Below are 17,136 nucleotides of genomic sequence, written 5' to 3'. Positions count from 1 at the left end.
CGCTGTCTTCGCCGGCGAGGCGCCGCCGCAGCCCGTGCCAAACTTCGGGTGCCCATGAATCCTTGCGCCGCGTCCCTTGTTCCGCCAGAGGCCCGGGCTGAAGCCGGTTGCGTTGCGTGTTCGCACGGCTGCGTCTGCACTGCGTGCGTCAGCCCGCTACGGTCCGCGGCGCGCGCCAGGCTCCGCTGACCGTGGCCAACGCGACCCTCCGACGGCTCGCCGGCAGCCGCGTCGCGCGCATCTTCGGCGGCGGCGTGATGGCGCAGGCCATGCTCTCGGCGGCGAACTTCGTCGTGTCGCTGCTGTTGCTGCGGTTCGCGGGCGCCGAGCAATACGGATATTTCGTGTTGGTGCAGGTCTCGATCGCGCTGCTGACCACCGCGCAGGGTGCGTGGGTCAACGGGCCGCTGTCGGTGCTCGCGCCGCGCAGGCCCGACGCCGATCGCGATCGCATGGTGGCGCTGATCCGGCGTGATCAGCGGCGTTACGTGGCGATCCTGGCCGCGGTCGTGCTCACCGTTCCGCTCGGGGGATTCGCGGCAGGCCTGTGGTCGGCGGCGATGGCCGGGCTGATCGCCGCCGGCGCCGTCTCCGGTGCGCTGGTCCTGTTGCGCGAACTGTCGCGGCAAGCCTTGACGATCGGCAGCCGCGTCCGGCTTCTGCTGATCGTCGACGGCGTCTACGTCGTCAGCTTGCTGACGCTGATTGGCCTCGCGGTCATCGCGCCGGGCGACGCCTCGACCTGGGCCGTGCTGGCGATCGGATCTGCTTCGGGCCTCGCCGTGATCGCTCAACGGCGTGTCGCTCCGGACGGAATCGGAGCGGTACCTGCCAGCGGCGATCGCGCGGAAACGAGCGAGATCTGGCGCGCGATGCGACCACTGGGGATCTGGGCCACGGTGGGCGCGTCCATCTACTGGGTGCAGAGCCAGTCGTTCAACTACACGTTGGCCTCGGTGCTGTCGGTGGAAGCCGTGGCCCACGTCAACGCGGTGCGGCTGATGCTGATGCCGATCTCGCTGCTGATGATGGGCGTCGGCGTGATGTTGCTGCCCAACGCGGCCCGCTGGCTTCATCAGGAAGGGCTGCCGAGCCTGATGCGGAAGCTGATGATCCTGATTGCCGCCCTGATGGTACTGGACCTGATCTACCTCGCAGTGCTCTGGGTCCTGCGCCACTGGATCATGCGCGACCTGATGAAGGCCGACATTCCGGAGGCCGATATCCTGCTCGTTTTGTGGGCCCTTCACGCGCTGTTCGCGACCGCGCACTCCATCCTGCAGGGGGCCGCATTGGCCATGGAGATGTTCCGCCCGCTGGCCTGGCTCTCCGCGTTGTCGGCCATCGTGGCGCTGGGGGCGATGTGGATCGGGGTGCCGTTGCTGGGATCGCCCGGCGCCATCATCGGTACTGCCGCGGGGGAACTGACGTTCCTGGTCGGCATCAGTCTGCTGCTGATGCAGCGCATGCGGCAGTATCGTGCCGCAGAGGCATCCCACCCTCAGAAGGTCGACGAATGAAGGCCGTCGTGTTCTCCATCATTCGCCTGAAGGCGCCCCTCGCGTGAACTCTCGCAAGATCGCGATCCTCTCCAGCTTCCGCATCTTCCCCGCCGAGACCGGCGGTCAGCTGCGCACAGCCGTGTTCGCCAAGGCGCTCGCGCGGCTCGGGCACGAGGTGCGCGTCTACGCCATCGCCGGCCGGCGCGACGACTACCGGAGTCGCGGCAAGACGCGGTATCGCATCGACACGATCGAGACGAACCTGACCGAAGAGATCCATCTGGGTCTCGCGTTCGGCATCGCGCAGGCGCTGACGCGCGTATTCGGCTTGCCGCGCGTGTGGGTGCCGCTGGTGCTGCGACTGGGCCTGGTGCCGCGCCGGCTGCGCGAGGTGCTGGAGTGGGCCGACGTCTGTGTCAGCGACATGCCGTGGTCGATGCCGGTGCCGCCGTTCGATCGTCGCAAGCCGTGGCTGCTGCTGAGCCACAACATGGAGCATCGGCTTCTCGAGCAAGGACGACGGCGCGAACGCATCTTTGCTGCCGCGATCAAGCGGCTCGATGCGGCGGTGCCGACGCGGTATCGCGGTGTCTTCACCTGCGCGGCGGACGATCATGCGTTCTATGCGGCACACGATCCGGCCGGACGATGCCGCCTGACGCCGGTGGGCTGCGCCGTGGATCCGGCGGCGTACCGATCGCCGCCGGGCACGCGCGAGGCGCTGCGCACCGAGCTCGGCATCGCGCAGGACGAGACGGTGTTCGTGTTCAGCGGCAGCGGCTTCCAGCCGAATGTGGATGCCCTGGCCTGGCTCCGGCAGTTCAACGCCGACAACGCGGCGTTCCTTGCCGCGCGGCGCGTCCGCTTCCTGGTGCTGGGCACGATGTCGCGGTCGGCATGGCGCGAAGGCGCCATCATCGCGACCGGTCGCGTGCCGGAGATCGTCCCGTATTTCGCCGTCGCCGACGCCGGCCTCAACCCGGTGACCTGGGGCTCCGGCGCCAACGTGAAGCTGTTCGAGTACATCGCCGCGCGCCTGCCGGTGATGTCCACGCAGTTCGGCGTGCGCGGCAGTAGCCTGGTCGCGACGCGCGACTTCCATCATTTCGAGCCGGAGACGTTTCGCGAACGGCTCGTCGAGTGGTCGGCGCTGCGCGATCGCGCCGGCTGGAACGCATTCGCCGAAGCGGTGTGGCAGCGTCACCAGGACGAGGTCGACATCCAGCGCGTGCTGGAGAAGGCGCTGACCGAAGTACCGATGTTCGACGCCTGAGCGTAGCCCGCACGAAGTCCGGGGTGAACGCCTCGATGAGCGATCTCGAACAGCCATCCCGGACTTCGTCCGGGCTACGACGCTACGAGGCCCAGGGCATCGGGGCGAGTGGCTCGAAGCGCGATTTCACTTCGCGCACGACGCCGTAGCGCTCCGGGTGCTGCATCGCGAGCACCAGTTCGTTCACATGCAGTGACCAGCGCGACGACAGGCGACTGTCACGGCCTTCGCGCGCCGCCGCCGCCGTCTCGGCGATGCCGCGGCAGAAATCCATCGGGTTGCTGCCTTTGGTGCGGTACTCGAAGCGGCGCTTGCGCACGAGCGACACCGTGGCCGGTCCCAGCCCGACGAGACGGGCGAGCGTCGGATATTTCTCGGCGCGGCCGGTGAAGCGGTTGCGCGTGGCCAGCGTCACGCGCGAGCCGTAGTCCCAGACGTTCTGCGTGGCCAGCGTGCCCTCGTCGCCGAAGATGCGCAGCCAATGATCATGCGGCGCGTAGAGACTGCAGGTGAAGCGCGCCACGGGACCGCTGGCGAACTCCACGCAGGCGGTCGCGAAGTCCGCCGTCTGCACGTCCAGCGCGATGCCCTTGTCCGGCTGCACGTTGCGGGCGAACGAGGTGATGCGGGTGGCGGGGCCGAAGAACGCGGTCAGCCACGTGAGGTAGTAGCCGGCGTGCTCGAGCGTGCAGCCCACTTCGAATTCGTCCTTCGCCGGCCACGGCGCGCCGCTGGCGCTGATCCAGTTCTGGTAGTCGCGCCGCGGCACGTTGCCGTCGTCGAGTTCGGCGTAGATCAGCCGCGGCGTGCCGATGCGGTTCTCGCGCAATGCCTTCCACAGCGTCTGCGCGGTCTCGCTGAGGACGCTGCACGGCGCGCTGTTCACTTGCAGGCCGTGCTGCTCGGCGAGCGCGACGAGGTGCTCGGCCTGTTCGAGCTGCATCGCCAGCGGTTTTTCGGAATAGACGTGCTTGCCGGCTTCGAGCGCGGCACGCGACACCGCGTAGTGGCTCGACGGATTGGTCAGGTTCACGACGAGTTCCACCTGCGGATCCGCCAGCGCGTCGTCGAGCGCCGGATAGATGCGTTCGATGCGATGGAACGCAGCGAAGGCTTTCGCACGCGCAGCGTCGCGATCGTGCACGCCCTGCAGCTTCAGCTCGGGATGGTTTGCGAGCGTGGCCATGTAGAAGTCCGCCACGTAACCGCATCCGATCACCGCGATACGCATCAGACGATCCAGGCTCTGCGGATGTGGTCGATGGTTTCCATGACGGCGAGCGTATCCGTCAGCGGCACGTCCGCGCTTTCTTTCGCGCCCGCACGAAGGCAACGCATCGCTTCCTCTGCCTCGACGGTGTAGCCGGTGCCGACGGGATAGAACGGCTTCGAGTCCTTGCGCAGGTCATCGCGCCAACCGCGCAGGCGATCCATCGCGGATCGCAGCAGCGGGTGCTGCCTGTATCGCCGTACGACGCTCGGCGATATAGGCGCAGGTTCGCCGGCCGCGTGCACCGGCACGAAGCTGTAGCGCTCCGGGAAGTACAGCGGCGCGTGCAGTTCGAGCACACCCTCGCGGCCATGCAGGCGCGCCGAGTTCGACAAGGTCGTGGAGAGGCTGGCGCTCAGGCTCGCGCTGCAGCCGTTCTCGTAGCCCAGCAGGATGTCGACGTGTTCGTCGACGCCCTCGGCCGTGCGGATGCGGCTGGCGCTGATGCGCGTCGGATTGCCGAACACGGCCTGCGCCAGCGCAAGCGTGTAGACCCCGAGATCGAGCAGCGCGCCGGCGCCCGCGCCTTCGAACAGGCGGTTGCCGGGCGTGGGCTGCTTGGCGAAACCGAGTTGCGCATCCAGATGCAGCAGCGGTCCGAGCCGCCCGTCGCGAACCTGCGCCAGCGCCTGCTTGAACGCAGGCGAACAGCGCGACCACATCGCCTCCATGCAGAACACATCGTGCTCGCGCGCCGCCTCGACGATCTCGTGCGCCTGCGTGCCGTCCAGCGCGAAGGGCTTCTCGCACAGCACCGCCTTGCCGGCGCGGATCGCGAGCAGGCAATGGTCGCGGTGATGCTCGTTGGGCGTGGCGACGTAGATGATGTCGATGTCGGGATCCGCGGCGAGCGCCTCGTAGCTGCCGTGCGCGGTGGGAATCCCGAAGCGCTGTGCGAAGGCGGTGGCGCTCAGCGTGCTGCGCGATGCCACGGCGACGAGCCTTGCGTCGCGTGCGTAGCCCAGGCCTTCGGCGAAGGCGCTGGCGACCCAGCCGGTGCCGAAGATCCCCCAGCGGATCGGCCGTGCTTCGGATCCCGCCGGGGCATTCACGAGGTGGCCACGAGTCTCTTGAGTGCGACGCCAGGGTTCGGCTGTCGCATCAGCGATTCGCCGACCAGGAAACGCTGCACGCCGGCGGCCAGCATGCGCTGCACGTCGGCGGGTGTACCGATGCCGCTCTCGGTGACCACCTCGTGACCCGGCGGCAGCCAGGGCAGCAGGTCGAGCGTGGTCTCCAGGCGCGTTTCGAAACTGCGCAGGTTGCGGTTGTTGATGCCGATCAGCAGGCCGGGTCCCAGCTTGGCGCCGAGCACGGCGTTGAGCTCGCTGCGGTCGTGCACTTCGATCAGCACGTCCATGCCCAGTTCGCGCGCCGTGCGATGCAGCACGGACAGGCGCGCCGGCGGCAGCGCCGCGGCGATCAGCAGGATGCAATCGGCGCCGATGGCGCGCGACTCGATCACCTGCAGCTCGTCGATGATGAAGTCCTTGCGGATCGCCGGAAGCGCGGTTGCGTTGCGGGCGGCCTTGAAGTCGTCCGCGGAGCCCTGGAAATAATCCTCGTCGGTGAGGATCGACAGGCAGGCGGCGCCGCCGCGTTCGTACTCGCCGGCGATCCAGGCGGGATCGAAGTCCGGACGGATCAGGCCCTTGCTCGGAGAGGCGCGCTTGATCTCCGCGATCACCGCGGGCTTGCCGGCATCGGCCATGGCGCGCAGGCCGGCGCAGAATCCGCGCGGTGCGCTCTGCGCCTGCGCCAGCTGCATCAGCGATGCGGCGGTGTGCTGCTTGCGAAGTAGTGCTACTTCCTCGCGCTTGCGCGTCAGGATGCGTTCCAGAATGTCATTCACGCCGCGACGGCTCCCAGGTCCTGCGAGAACGAGGCGAGCTCGTCCAGTTTCTGTGCTGCCTTGCCGGTCGCCAGCGTGTCGCGGGCCAGGGTCACGCCCGAGCGCACGTCCTCGGCCAGGCCCGCCACGTACAAGGCGGTGGCGGCGTTGAGCACGACGATGTCGCGCGCCGGTCCGGCCACGTTGTTCAGTGCCGCGCGGACCAGCGCCAGGCTCTGCAGCGGACCGTCGACCTTCAGGCCGGAGATGTCACCCATCTCCATGTCCAGCACGGTGGGCATCAGCGATCCGCTGTGGATCTGGCCGTTGCGCAGCTCCGCGAAATGCGTGCGCGCGCCGATCGAGATCTCGTCCAGGCCGTCCTCGCTGTGCACCACCATCACGTGTTCGCTGCCCAGTTCCTTGAGCACCTGCGCGACGGGGCGCAGCCAGTCGCGATGGAACACGCCGACGACCTGGCGCTTGGCGCCGGCCGGGTTGGTCAGCGGCCCCAGCAGGTTGAAGATGGTTCGCACGCCCATCTCGCGGCGCGGACCGATGGCGTGCTTCATCGAGGCATGGAATGCCGGCGCGTAGATGAAACCCACGCCGATGCGATGGACGCAGCGCGCCACGGCTTCGGGCGGCAGCTCCAGTTTCACGCCCGCCGCTTCGAGCACATCGGCGCTGCCGGACGTGCCGGAAACCGAGCGGTTGCCGTGCTTGGCCACGTGACCGCCGGCGGCGCCCACGACGAAGGCCACCGCGGTCGAGATGTTGAACAGGCCCGACTTGTCACCGCCGGTGCCGCAGGTGTCGATCAGGTGCTTGCGGAATTCCTCGTGCACCGGGACCGGCGTCACCAGTTCGCGCATCAGCTCGACGCCGCCGATGAGCTCGTCCACCGATTCGCCCTTCATGCGCAGCGCGATCAGGAAGCCCGCGACCTGCGCCGGCGTCGCGACGCCGGTCATGACATCGCGCATCGCGAGATTCATTTCCTCGCGCGTCAGGGATTCACGCTCGACCAGCTTGCGTAGCGCTTTTTGCACGCTCATGAGATGCCCTCGTGAAATCGCGTCCTGTCCTGCAGCGTGCTCATGCACCCTCCAGGAAGTTGCGCAGCAACTGGTGGCCGTGTTCGGTGAGGATCGACTCGGGATGGAACTGCACCCCTTCGATCGGCAGCGTGCGGTGACGCAGCCCCATGATCTCGTCCATCTCGCCGTCGGCGGTCTCGGTCCAGGCGGTGATCTCGAAGTCGTCCGGCAGGCCGGCGCGATCCACGATCAGCGAGTGGTAGCGAGTCGCGGTGTACGGCGTCGGCAGGTCCTTGAACACGCCGCGGCTGCGGTGGTGCACCAGGCTGGTCTTGCCATGCATGACTTCGCGTGCGCGCTTCACGACGCCGCCAAAGGCCTGCCCGATCGCCTGGTGGCCCAGGCAGACGCCCAGCAGCGGGATGCGTCCCTGCAGCTGGTCGATCAGGTCGAGACAGATGCCGGCCTCGTTGGGCGTGCAGGGACCCGGCGACAGCACGACGTGGCTCGGCTTCCTGGCGGCGACTTCGTCGACGCTGATGCGGTCGTTGCGATGCACCTCGACCTCGGCACCCAGCTCACCCAGGTATTGCACCAGGTTGTAGGTGAAGGAATCGTAGTTGTCGATCATCAGGATCATGGCGAGCCGGGCGTGCGAATCGGGTGTGCAGTGAAGAGACGGTCCGGACGCGAGGGGAAGCGCCGCGATATCGACTGAAGCCGTGAATACGGTAGGCGATTATCGGACCAAGGACGGTGTGCTGGATAGCGCGGCCAGGGCAGCACGCTAGGATCGGTGCGGGAAAACGGGGGTTGGCCATGGCAGAACGCGGAACGCTGGGGACGCTGATCGTGATCGCGGTCTACCTGCTCGTGGCCGCGCTGGTCCTGGGCGTGACCTGGATGCGGACCGGGCGCGCCGATCAGGCCGTCACCATCGTCGTCACCGTGATGTTGCTGGTGGTGCCGGTCGTGGCGGGGCTGGCCATGTTCGTCATGCCGGATCGCCGCGGACTGATCTTCTTCGGCAGCTTCTGGGCGTTCTTCGTACTGCCCTTCGTGGGCGTGCTGCTGTGGGTCGGGCCGCAGGCCTGGATGTCCTCCAGTTCGAGCGGGACCACAGCTTCCGAAGGTGCGGCCGAAAGCCCGTCGGCCGCCGCCGTCCCGAAGTTTCTGGCGAGCCAGCCGATGGCCTTGCGCAAGGGCGCGGAGTCCTCCGTCTTCGAGATGTGGTCCGACCGGGTCACGACGTGGCGCACGGTGTTCGTGGACGAGGCCGTCGCCGAGGAGACGCTGCAGGAATCCGAGCTGCGTGGCGGGGCATCCAAGCCCGCACGCCTCGGTCACCGCGAGGGCTGGATCAGGGAGATGCGGGCCGAGGGGCTGACGGTCTGGAACAGTCGCGAAGGGCGCGAACTGCTGCAGGCCACGGCGCCCGACGAGGCGACGCTGCAGCAGCATTTCGCGGCCAGGGATGCGGCGAAGCCCGCGCCGGTCGCGGCACCGAAGAGCTCCGGGCTGGTCACCGCACCGGGCGATCCGCTGGGTCTGGAGCGGCACTGGCCGCGATGGCTGGCCGGAATGGTCCTCTACACGCTGGTCATCGTGCTGTTCTTCTTCCGCGCGTCGAGCATCGCGACGACTTATGGCCCCGATGCCGGCGTCGCCACGCGCCCGGCTGCCTTGCTGAAGGCGCAGCTCCTCGCGCTCAACCGGGCCGATCTGCCGATCAAGGTCAGCCCTGCCGAGCGTCCGGACGAAGTTCTCGTCGACTGGCGTTTCGACGACGCCACCTGGCTGGATCTGGCGCGCGTGAGGCACGTGAACCGCGTGTTCCGCTATCGGCTGCGGCTGGACGAGAGCGACCACACGGTGCGCGTGCTCGAGTACAGCGCCAGCTTCGATGTTTCGGCGGGCTGGGACGGAACCGCGTCGCTGAATTTCCAGGCACAGCGCGGCATCACCTTCTTCGAGCGCAGCAGCGAGACGGTGTTCGGCCTGCAGCTGGGCCGCAAGCCGGGCCAGCCGCCGCTGCACTACACATGGCGCTTCGACGTGGACGAGATGCGCATTCCGCTGCGCGAGACCGTGACGGCCTCGGGCTGGACCTGGAAGCAGGTGATGCTGATCGCGCCCTGGCTGACGGGCTGAGGCCAGCACGGGTTCACCTCGCGTCGGCGAGCACGAAGGCCGCCACCGTCGGAACCACGAGATCGGGTCGCTTGGTCCAGGAGAAATGGTCGAGCGCGACGCCGCCGCTGTCGGCCGCGGTCCAGCGCAGATGCGTGCGCCGGCAACGGGGCAGCTTGGACAGCAGCCGCTCGGTCGAGCCGTAGGGCGCGAGCGTGTCGCCGGTGAAGCCGAGCGCCAGCACCGGCTTTTCCAGCCGCGCCATCGCCGCCTCGTAGTCGGTGGCCGAGCCCGCAACGACGTAGCGGCCGCCGCGCGCGGTGGCCGCCCAGTCGCGGATCACGCCGCGCGCTTCCTGGCCGCCGAAGCCCAGCTGCTTGCCCGGGAAGTGCCCGACGATCCGGCTGATCAACGTGGCGCTCTGCGTGAGCCCCAGGATGCGCAAGCCGCCGACGCCTTTCCAGCCGCGGAAATGCACGTTGCCGCTGGCGATCAGCACGACGCCGCTGACGTCCTGCGGCTCACGCGCGGAATACAGCGCCGACAACTGTCCGCCGAGACTGTGCCCACCGATCCACAGCGGCGCCTGCGGCAGCCGTTCGCGAAGTGCGCGGACCGCAGACGCGAAGTCCTGCTCCACCAGGTGCCGGTAGCCGAAGTCGACCTTGCGCGAGGCGCGCAGGGAACTGGTCTCGATGCCGCGCCAGTCGAAGCAGGCGAAGCTCACGCCGGCAGCCGCCATCGCGGCGCCGAAGGTCTTGTAGTAGCGCGCTCGGGTGCCCATCGCGGGCATGAACATCAGCAGCGGCGCGGTCGGCGACGCGGCAGCGAACAACGTGCCGCCGAAGCGATGGCCGTCGCCGGCCGTGACCTCGAAGTCCTGCGGCGCCGTCACGACGACGCGCCGGAGGCTTCCGTGGCGGCACGCATGACGGCGCGCGCCTTGTTCATGGTCTCGTTCCACTCGGACTGCGGATCGGAGTCGGCGACGATGCCGGCGCCGGCCTGCACGTGGAGCTGGCCGTCCTTGAGCACCGCCGTGCGAATGGCGATGGCTGTATCCATATTGCCGTCCCACCCGAGGTATCCCACAGCGCCGCCGTAGATGCCGCGCTTGACCGGCTCGAGCTCGTCGATGATCTCCATCGCGCGAACCTTCGGCGCGCCGCTGAGCGTGCCGGCGGGGAACGTCGCGGCCAGTGCGGCCAGCGCATCCAGGCCGGGCTTCAGCTTGCCAGTCACGTTGCTGACGATGTGCATGACGTGGCTGTACCGCTCGATGACCATCTTCTCGGTGAGCTTCACGCTGCCCACCTCGGCCACGCGGCCCACGTCGTTGCGGCCCAGGTCGATCAGCATCAGGTGCTCGGCGAGTTCCTTCGGGTCCGCCAGCAGCTCCACTTCGAGCGCGCGATCTTCCTCGGGTGTCTTGCCGCGCACGCGCGTGCCGGCGATCGGCCGCACCGTGACCTCGCCGTTCTCCACGCGCACCAGGATCTCCGGCGAGGAGCCGACCACGTGGTGGTCTTCCAGGTGCAGGCAGTACAGGTAGGGCGAGGGATTGAGCCGGCGCAGCGCGCGGTACAGATCGATCGGCTCGGCCGTGAACGGCGCGCTCAGGCGCTGAGAGGGCACCACCTGCATCACGTCGCCGGCGGCGATGTATTCCTTGATGCGCTCCACGCCCTGCTTGAACTTCTCCTCGCCGAAGCTCGACACGAAGTCGGGTATCACCGGCTTGCCCGCGCTCGCGCGCTTGGCGGCGACAGGCGCGTCCTGCGCGCCCTCGGTGAGCTGCTTCTCGATCTGGTCGAGCCGCTTCTCCGCGCGCGCCAGGTCCGCCTTCGACGACGGATCGGCGTGCACCACCAGGGTCAGCGTGGCGCGCTGCGAATCGAACACCACCAGTTCGTCGGACTGCATCAGCAGCACGTCGGGCGTACCCAGCGGATCCGGCTTCTCGGCCTTCAGCCGCGGCTCGAAGTAACGCACGCAGTCATAACCGAAGTAGCCGACATAACCGCCGGAGAAACGCGGCAGCGCGGGGTTCGGCTCGACGCGGATGCGCGAGGTGTGCGCCCGCAGCCAGCCCATCGGGTCGGTCGACTCGACGTTGAGCACCGCCTTGCCCTCGACCTCCACACAGACCTGGTTGCCGCGCAGGCGGATGACTTCGCGCGCGGGCAGGCCGATGAAGGAGTAACGGCCCCAGCGCTCCCCACCGTGCATCGACTCCAGCAGGTAGGTGTAGGGACGGTTACCGAGGCAGCGGTAGGTGCTGACCGGAGTGGCCAGGTCGCCTGGCAGTTCGCGCGTGAGCGCGACGCGGTTGTATTCAGTCATGGGAATCGGGAATCGGGAATGGGGAATCGTCACAGAGCAGGCGAGCGCACCACGCACCCCGTCGCCAGCGACGACGAGGTAGCGCGGGGTACGCCGCAGCCAACGATTCCCGATTCTCCATTCCCGATTCCCGGCTTCTCACGCCAGCGCGATCTGTTCGCGCATCGCGGCAATTGTAGCCGCGTAGTCCTTCGCGCCGAAAATCGCCGAGCCGGCGACGAAGGTGTCGGCGCCGGCGGCCGCGATCGCGCGGATGTTGTCGGTCTTCACGCCACCGTCGATTTCCAGCCTCACCTCGCGCCCGGTCTCGCTGCGATGGCGGTCCAGCAGCACGCGCGCATCGGCCAGCTTCTTCAGCGCCGAGGGCAGGAAGGACTGCCCGCCGAAGCCCGGGTTGACCGACATCAGCAGCACCACGTCGACCTTGTCGAGCACGTAGGTCAGCACGTCCAGCGGGGTGGCCGGGTTGAACACCAGCCCGGCCTTGCAGCCGGCGTCGCGGATGGCCTGCAGGCTGCGATCCACGTGCCGCGTGGCTTCCGGGTGGAAGGTGATGACGTCGGCGCCGGCCTTGGCGAACAGCTGCGCCAGCGCGTCGACCGGCTCGATCATCAGGTGCACGTCGATGGTCGCCTTGATGCCGTACTTCTTCAGCGCCTCGCAGATGGACGGCCCGAACGTCAGGTTCGGCACGTAATGGTTGTCCATCACGTCGAAATGGACCCAGTCGGCACCGGCGGCCACCACCTTGGCGACGTCGTCGCCGAGCCGGGCCAGGTCGGCGGAAAGGATCGAAGGAGCAATCAGCGGAGCAAGAGGGGAGCGTGACATTCGCGAAGTCTGAGGGCTGGGGCGGGAGGCCTCAAGCCGCAGCGCCCCCAAACAGGGTCATCACAGCTATTGACCGACCGTTTGCCGAAGTAGCCAATACCGCCCTCTTCACGGTTACGAGGCATCCATGATCCCGTTCGAACTCAAGGTCTTCTTCTTCAAGATCTGGCAATTCCTCCTGAAGTGGTCGACCAAGGTGCTGACCTTCCGCACCCCGGAACTGTTCAACGGTCCCGGATCGTCGCTGCAGCTCTGCGAGCACATCGCCAGCAAGACCGGCGTGCGCAACCTGCTGGTGGTCACCGACGGCATGCTGATGAAGATCGGCCTGCTCAAGCCGATGCTGGACAAGCTCAACGAGCTGGGCGTGCGCACCGCGGTCTACGACGGCGTGATGCCCAATCCCACGATCGAGCAGATCGAGACCGGGCTGACGATGCTGCGGCGTGAAGGCTGCACCGCGATCCTGGCCATCGGCGGCGGCTCGTCGATCGACGCGGCCAAGGTCATCGCGGCGCGCGCCACCAACCCGCACAAGATCACCTGGATGGCCGGCCTGCTGCGCGTGTTCTTCAAGCCGATGCCGCTTTACGCGGTGCCGACCACTGCCGGTACGGGTTCCGAGGTCACCGTCGCCGCGGTCGTGTCCGATCCGTCGACGACGCGCAAGTTCGCGATCATGGATCCCAAGCTCGTCCCCATCGGCGCCGCGCTGGACGGCGCGCTGATGACCGGCCTGCCCGCGGCGATCACGTCGGCCACCGGCATGGATGCGCTGACGCACGCCGTCGAGGCCTACATCTCGCGCAACTGGACGCCGGCCACCGACGCCGAGGCGCTCGACGCGACGCGCCTGATCATGGAAAACCTGCAGGAAGCGGTACGCAACCCGACCAACGTGCAGGCGCGCCAGAACATGGCGCTGGCCTCGTTCAAGGCGGGCGTGGCCTTCACCACCGCCGGCGTGGGCTACGTGCATGCGATCGCGCACAACTTCGGCGCCTACTACCACGTGCCCCATGGCCTGGCGAACGCGATCATCCTGCCGCGCGTGCTCGACTACTCGAAGCCGGAATGCACGCCGCGCCTGGCGCGGCTCGCCGAGGTCAGCGGCCTGAAGAAGGGCGGCGAGACCGAGGCGCAGCTCGCCGATGCGTTCATCGCGCACGTGCGTGCGCTCAATGCCGAGTTCGGAATTCCCACGCAGGTCGAGAAGCTCAAGGAATCCGACATCCCGGCCATCGCCGACAAGGCGATGAGCGAGGCCTACTGGTTCTATGCCGTGCCGCGCTACATGGACAAGCCGGTGTGCGAGGCCTTCATCCGCGGAATGCTGCCGCAGGCCGCGTAACCGTAGCCCGGACGAAGTCCGGGGTTGCGCTCCGTATTCGAGGGAAACCCCGGACTTCGTCCGGGCTACGAGATAGCGACGTAGCCCGGGTGAAACCTGGGGCCGCTGCTCTCACATCGAGGAAACCCCGGGTTGCACCCGGGCTACAACCGCGTCAGAGCATCTGCTGCTGCGCGGGATCCGGTTCCCAATCGAACTTCGGGAGCTGCTCGCGGAAGATCCGCTCGAGGTTCTCGCCCCAGGATTTCTTCAGCGCCGCGTAGTACGGCGTATCCAGGTCCAGCCGCAGCTTGTGCGTGATGCGCAGCGCGTCGCGCGGCACGATCGCCAGGTCCAGCGGCGGGCCGACCGTGAGGTTCGACTTCATCGTGGAATCCAGGCTCACCAGCGCGCAGCGCGCGGCCTCTTCCAGCGAGATGTGCGTGCGGATGATGCGATCCAGGATCGGCTTGCCGTACTTGTTCTCGCCGATCTGCAGGTACGGCGTCTCCGGCGAGGCCGAGATGCAGTTGCCTTCCGGGTAGATCAGGTACAGCGCAGGTTCTTCGCCCACCACCTGGCCGCCGAGAATCAGCGTGGTGCGGAAATCGACGTTCGTCGCGGTCTGACCGGCGGTCTGCGCGGATTCACGCTGCGCGCGCACCGACAGGCCGCCCACGTAATCCGCCGCGTCGTACATGTGGCGGATCATCGACAGGCTTTGCGGCGCATCCGGATTGTCGTTGTCGCGCCGCAGCGCGTTCACGATCCACTGCGTCGTTGCGAGGTTGCCGGCGGACAGCACGACGAACACGTGGTGTCCGGGACGTTCGAAGACATGGAGCTTGTTGTACGTCCGCACGTCGTCGACGCCCGCACTGGTGCGGGTGTCTCCTGCGAAGACGAGGCCGTCGTCGACCTTGATGGCACAACAGTAGGTCATGAGCGGGGGGCGGGATTTTTATGCGACGTTCTGGCGAAATAGGGTACCCGACGCGAGCGCAGAACCGCAGCAAGTTGCGCGCCAGTCTTGTATTAATTGGACCATGAACCTTTCGCGTTCCGAATTCGTCAGCGTCCGCGGCCTGCGCTACCACGTGCGGCGATGGGGTCCGGTCGATGCGCCGATGCTATTCCTTTGCCACGGCTGGATGGATGTTTCGGCCACGTTCACGCCGGTCGCGGAGCGCTTGTCGCCGCAGCTGCAAGTGCTGGCGCCGGACTGGCGCGGCTTCGGTGAATCCGAATGGCCCGAGGACGGCTACTGGTTTGCCGACTACGTGGCGGACCTCGACGCGCTGGTCGAGCACTACTCGCCGGGGCGGCCGATCCTGCTGGCCGGCCACAGCATGGGCGCCACGGCCGTCTGTCACTTCGCCGGTCTGCGCCCGGAGCGGGTCGCCAAGCTCGCGGTACTGGACGGTCTGGCGCTGCCGGACGGCGATTCCCGAAAAATCGTGTCCGCCTACCGGCGCTGGCTGGACGCGCTGCAGCACCCGCCCGAGACGCCGTCGTACCGTTCCTTCGAAGAGCTTGCGGGTCGCGTGCACAAGCGCCATCCGCACCTGGATGTCGAGCGCTGCCTGTTCATCGCCCACTGCTGGGGAAAGCTCGAGGAAGACGGCCGCGTGCGGCTGCAGGCGGATCCTCGGCACCTGCTGAACATGCCGCGCACCTACCTGCAGGCCGACTCGGACGCGATCTGGGCCGGAATCACGGCCGAGACGCTGTTCATCGACGGCGGCAGCTCGGTATTCCGCAGGACGCTGCCCGCCGGCGAGATCGCGCGCCGGCGCGCGCTGTTCCGGAATCACCGCGAGGTGGAGATCGAGAACGCCGGCCACATGCTGCATTTCGAGGCCCCGGAAGCCCTGGCCGCGCGGCTGACCGAGTTCTTCGCAGGCTGAAGTCGCGCCGCGAGGGGAGTATCGTGCGCGGCCCGATACCGGCCGCACCCGCGCCCAGGCCCTAGTTCATGCCCCGCCAATCGCGCTACGACGACGCAGCCGAGGCCTACGACGGCCCCAGCAAGACCCAGCAGAAGCAGGACTCGCACGACCTGCAGGACCTGGGTACCGAGCTGCTGAAGCTGTCGGCCGCCCAGCTCGACGGCATCCCGATGGACCCGAAGGTCCGCGCCGCGCTGCGCGAACACGGCCGCATGCCCACGCGCGAGGCCAAGCGCCGCCACATGCAGTACCTGGGCAAGCTGCTGCGCGAGGGAGAATCCGAGCCGCTGCGCGTCGCCCTGCACCAGATCCGCGCCGGCGAGACGCGCCTGCTGGCCGAGGCCGAGCAGTGGCGCGAGCGCCTGCTCGCCGACGATGCCGCGCTGACCGACTGGATCAAGGCGCACCCGCAGGCCGAGGTCCAGCCGCTGCGCGTCCTCGTGCGCAATGCCCGACGCGAGATCGCCGCGGCCCAGGAAGCGAATCCCGACGGTGTTGCCGCGCTGGGCAAGAGCAGGTTCTACCGCGACCTGTTCCAGATGTTGCGCACGACGCTGAAGAATGCCGAACGCAGCGCGCGCGAGCCGGCGGCGGGCGGCGACGCGGACGACGAATCCGCCCAGTAGGCGTCTGGCCGATGCAGATCGCGCTCGCGCCGATGGAGGGGCTGGTCGACGACATCCTGCGCGACGTGCTCACGCGCGTCGGTGGCATCGACTGGTGCGTCACCGAGTTCATCCGCGTCAGCCAGTCGATGCTGCCGCCGCGCGTGTTCCATCACCTCGCACCGGAGCTCAAGCACGGCGCCCGCACGCGCGCCGGCACGCCGATGCGCGTGCAGCTGCTGGGTTCCGATCCGAGCTGCCTGGCCGACAACGCGGCGCTGGCCTGCAAGCTCGGCGCGCCGGTGATCGACCTGAATTTCGGTTGCCCGGCCAAGACCGTGAACAAGTCACGCGGCGGCGCGGTGCTGCTGAAGGAACCCGAGCTGCTGAATCGCATCCTGATCGAGGTGCGGCGCACGGTGCCCGACGCGATCCCGGTCACCGCGAAGATGCGCCTCGGATACGAGGACACGGATCTGGCGCTGACCTGCGCGCAGGCGCTGGCCGACGGCGGTGCCGCGCAGATCGTCGTGCATGCCCGCACCAAGACCGATGGCTACCGGCCGCCGGCGCACTGGGAGTGGATTGCGCGCGTGCGCGACGCCGTGAAGGTGCCGGTGTTCGCCAACGGCGAGGTCTGGAACGTCGACGACTGGAAGCGTTGCCGCGAGATGAGCGGCGTCGAGGACCTGATGCTCGGCCGCGGCCTCGTCGCGCGGCCGGATCTCGCGCGGCAGATCGTGGCGGCCCGGAAGGGCGAGTCGATCGAGCCGATGCGCTGGGAAGAACTCGTGCCGTTCGTGCAGGATTTCTGGGCGCAGGTGCGCGCCAAGCTGCCGGACAAGCAGGCGCCGGGCCGGCTCAAGCAGTGGCTATGCTGGCTGCGGCAGAACTACGTGCAGGCCGAGAGTTTGTTCATCGCGGTGCGGACCGAAACGGATTGCGCGCGGCTGGATGCGGTGATTGCGGCGTTGTCGCGGACGCATTGAGAGGCGCCGGCACGAACCCAACCGTAGCCCGGACGAAGTCCCG

16 protein-coding genes are annotated in these 17,136 nt (G+C 68.0%); 7 read left to right on the top strand and 9 right to left on the bottom strand.

What is annotated here, in order from left to right; all coding sequences use genetic code 11:
* Window positions 1-116: 116 nt before the first annotated feature.
* Both DFR24_RS15140 and DFR24_RS15135 read left to right on the top strand, forming a co-directional pair.
* Window positions 117-1,520: a lipopolysaccharide biosynthesis protein gene (locus tag DFR24_RS15140; protein ID WP_133882224.1), complete on the top strand. Its 1,404-nt coding sequence runs from the start codon at window positions 117-119 to the stop codon at window positions 1,518-1,520.
* A 43-nt stretch (window positions 1,521-1,563) separates the two neighbouring features.
* Window positions 1,564-2,775 (top strand): glycosyltransferase, encoded by a 1,212-nt coding sequence (locus DFR24_RS15135; RefSeq protein ID WP_133882223.1) that lies wholly within the window; start codon window positions 1,564-1,566, stop codon window positions 2,773-2,775.
* An 82-nt stretch (window positions 2,776-2,857) separates the two neighbouring features.
* Here DFR24_RS15135 and DFR24_RS15130 read toward each other — a convergent pair whose 3' ends face one another.
* From DFR24_RS15130 to DFR24_RS15110, 5 genes are read right to left on the bottom strand one after another with little or no spacing between them, the layout of a single operon-like run.
* Window positions 2,858-4,006, bottom strand: coding sequence for a Gfo/Idh/MocA family protein (locus DFR24_RS15130; RefSeq protein ID WP_133882222.1), 1,149 nt, complete (start codon window positions 4,004-4,006; stop codon window positions 2,858-2,860).
* On the bottom strand, window positions 4,006-5,097 hold the full coding sequence (locus DFR24_RS15125; RefSeq protein WP_162851233.1) for a Gfo/Idh/MocA family protein: 1,092 nt from the start codon (window positions 5,095-5,097) through the stop codon (window positions 4,006-4,008). Before DFR24_RS15125 ends, DFR24_RS15130 begins: the two co-directional genes overlap by 1 nt.
* The gene (gene trpC / locus DFR24_RS15120; protein WP_133882220.1) at window positions 5,094-5,897 is read right to left on the bottom strand and encodes an indole-3-glycerol phosphate synthase TrpC; all 804 of its coding nucleotides are present in this window, start codon (window positions 5,895-5,897) and stop codon (window positions 5,094-5,096) included. The genes DFR24_RS15125 and trpC overlap by 4 nt, the downstream gene beginning before the upstream one ends.
* Window positions 5,894-6,934: an anthranilate phosphoribosyltransferase gene (trpD, locus tag DFR24_RS15115; RefSeq protein WP_133882219.1), complete on the bottom strand. Its 1,041-nt coding sequence runs from the start codon at window positions 6,932-6,934 to the stop codon at window positions 5,894-5,896. Before trpD ends, trpC begins: the two co-directional genes overlap by 4 nt.
* A 40-nt stretch (window positions 6,935-6,974) precedes the next feature.
* Window positions 6,975-7,556, bottom strand: a complete 582-nt coding sequence (locus tag DFR24_RS15110) for an anthranilate synthase component II (RefSeq protein ID WP_210772321.1) — start codon at window positions 7,554-7,556, stop codon at window positions 6,975-6,977.
* 179 nt (window positions 7,557-7,735) lie between these two features.
* On the opposite strand from DFR24_RS15110, the gene DFR24_RS15105 reads away from it, so the two are divergent.
* Window positions 7,736-9,067: a hypothetical protein gene (locus DFR24_RS15105; protein WP_133882218.1), complete on the top strand. Its 1,332-nt coding sequence runs from the start codon at window positions 7,736-7,738 to the stop codon at window positions 9,065-9,067.
* A gap of 13 nt (window positions 9,068-9,080) precedes the next feature.
* On the opposite strand, the gene DFR24_RS15100 is transcribed toward DFR24_RS15105, so the two are convergent.
* The 3 genes from DFR24_RS15100 to rpe form a co-directional block, all read right to left on the bottom strand.
* Window positions 9,081-9,941 carry an alpha/beta hydrolase family protein gene (locus DFR24_RS15100; protein ID WP_133882217.1) on the bottom strand — a complete coding sequence of 287 codons (861 nt, stop codon included), beginning with the start codon at window positions 9,939-9,941 and terminating at the stop codon, window positions 9,081-9,083.
* A complete protein-coding gene (gene trpE, locus DFR24_RS15095; RefSeq protein ID WP_133882216.1) occupies window positions 9,938-11,389 on the bottom strand; it encodes an anthranilate synthase component I in 1,452 nt (483 codons plus the stop codon). Before trpE ends, DFR24_RS15100 begins: the two co-directional genes overlap by 4 nt.
* Window positions 11,390-11,527: 138 nt before the next feature.
* On the bottom strand, window positions 11,528-12,220 hold the full coding sequence (rpe, locus tag DFR24_RS15090; RefSeq protein ID WP_133882215.1) for a ribulose-phosphate 3-epimerase: 693 nt from the start codon (window positions 12,218-12,220) through the stop codon (window positions 11,528-11,530).
* 127 nt (window positions 12,221-12,347) lie between these two features.
* Between rpe and DFR24_RS15085 the strand changes: the two genes are divergently transcribed.
* Window positions 12,348-13,571: an iron-containing alcohol dehydrogenase gene (locus tag DFR24_RS15085; RefSeq protein ID WP_133882214.1), complete on the top strand. Its 1,224-nt coding sequence runs from the start codon at window positions 12,348-12,350 to the stop codon at window positions 13,569-13,571.
* 154 nt (window positions 13,572-13,725) lie between these two features.
* On the opposite strand, the gene DFR24_RS15080 is transcribed toward DFR24_RS15085, so the two are convergent.
* Entirely contained in the window at window positions 13,726-14,493 is a 768-nt protein-coding gene (locus DFR24_RS15080; protein WP_133882213.1) for a peptidase, read from the bottom strand.
* A 103-nt stretch (window positions 14,494-14,596) separates the two neighbouring features.
* Here DFR24_RS15080 and DFR24_RS15075 point away from each other — a divergent pair, with 103 nt between their 5' ends.
* From DFR24_RS15075 to DFR24_RS15065, 3 genes are all read left to right on the top strand, one after another.
* Complete coding sequence (locus DFR24_RS15075; RefSeq protein WP_133882212.1) at window positions 14,597-15,457, top strand: alpha/beta fold hydrolase; 861 nt, start codon at window positions 14,597-14,599, stop codon at window positions 15,455-15,457.
* Window positions 15,458-15,525: 68 nt separating this feature from the next.
* Window positions 15,526-16,125 (top strand): ribosome biogenesis factor YjgA, encoded by a 600-nt coding sequence (gene yjgA / locus DFR24_RS15070; protein WP_133882211.1) that lies wholly within the window; start codon window positions 15,526-15,528, stop codon window positions 16,123-16,125.
* An 11-nt stretch (window positions 16,126-16,136) separates the two neighbouring features.
* Window positions 16,137-17,093 (top strand): tRNA dihydrouridine synthase, encoded by a 957-nt coding sequence (locus DFR24_RS15065; RefSeq protein ID WP_133882210.1) that lies wholly within the window; start codon window positions 16,137-16,139, stop codon window positions 17,091-17,093.
* The last annotated feature ends 43 nt before the right edge of the window (window positions 17,094-17,136 follow it).

This window comes from Panacagrimonas perspica, from assembly GCF_004364935.1.
GTDB lineage: Bacteria > Pseudomonadota > Gammaproteobacteria > Nevskiales > Nevskiaceae > Panacagrimonas > Panacagrimonas perspica.
The sequence above is the reverse complement of the archived record's forward strand: the minus strand, read 5'-3'. Positions and strand labels throughout refer to the sequence as shown.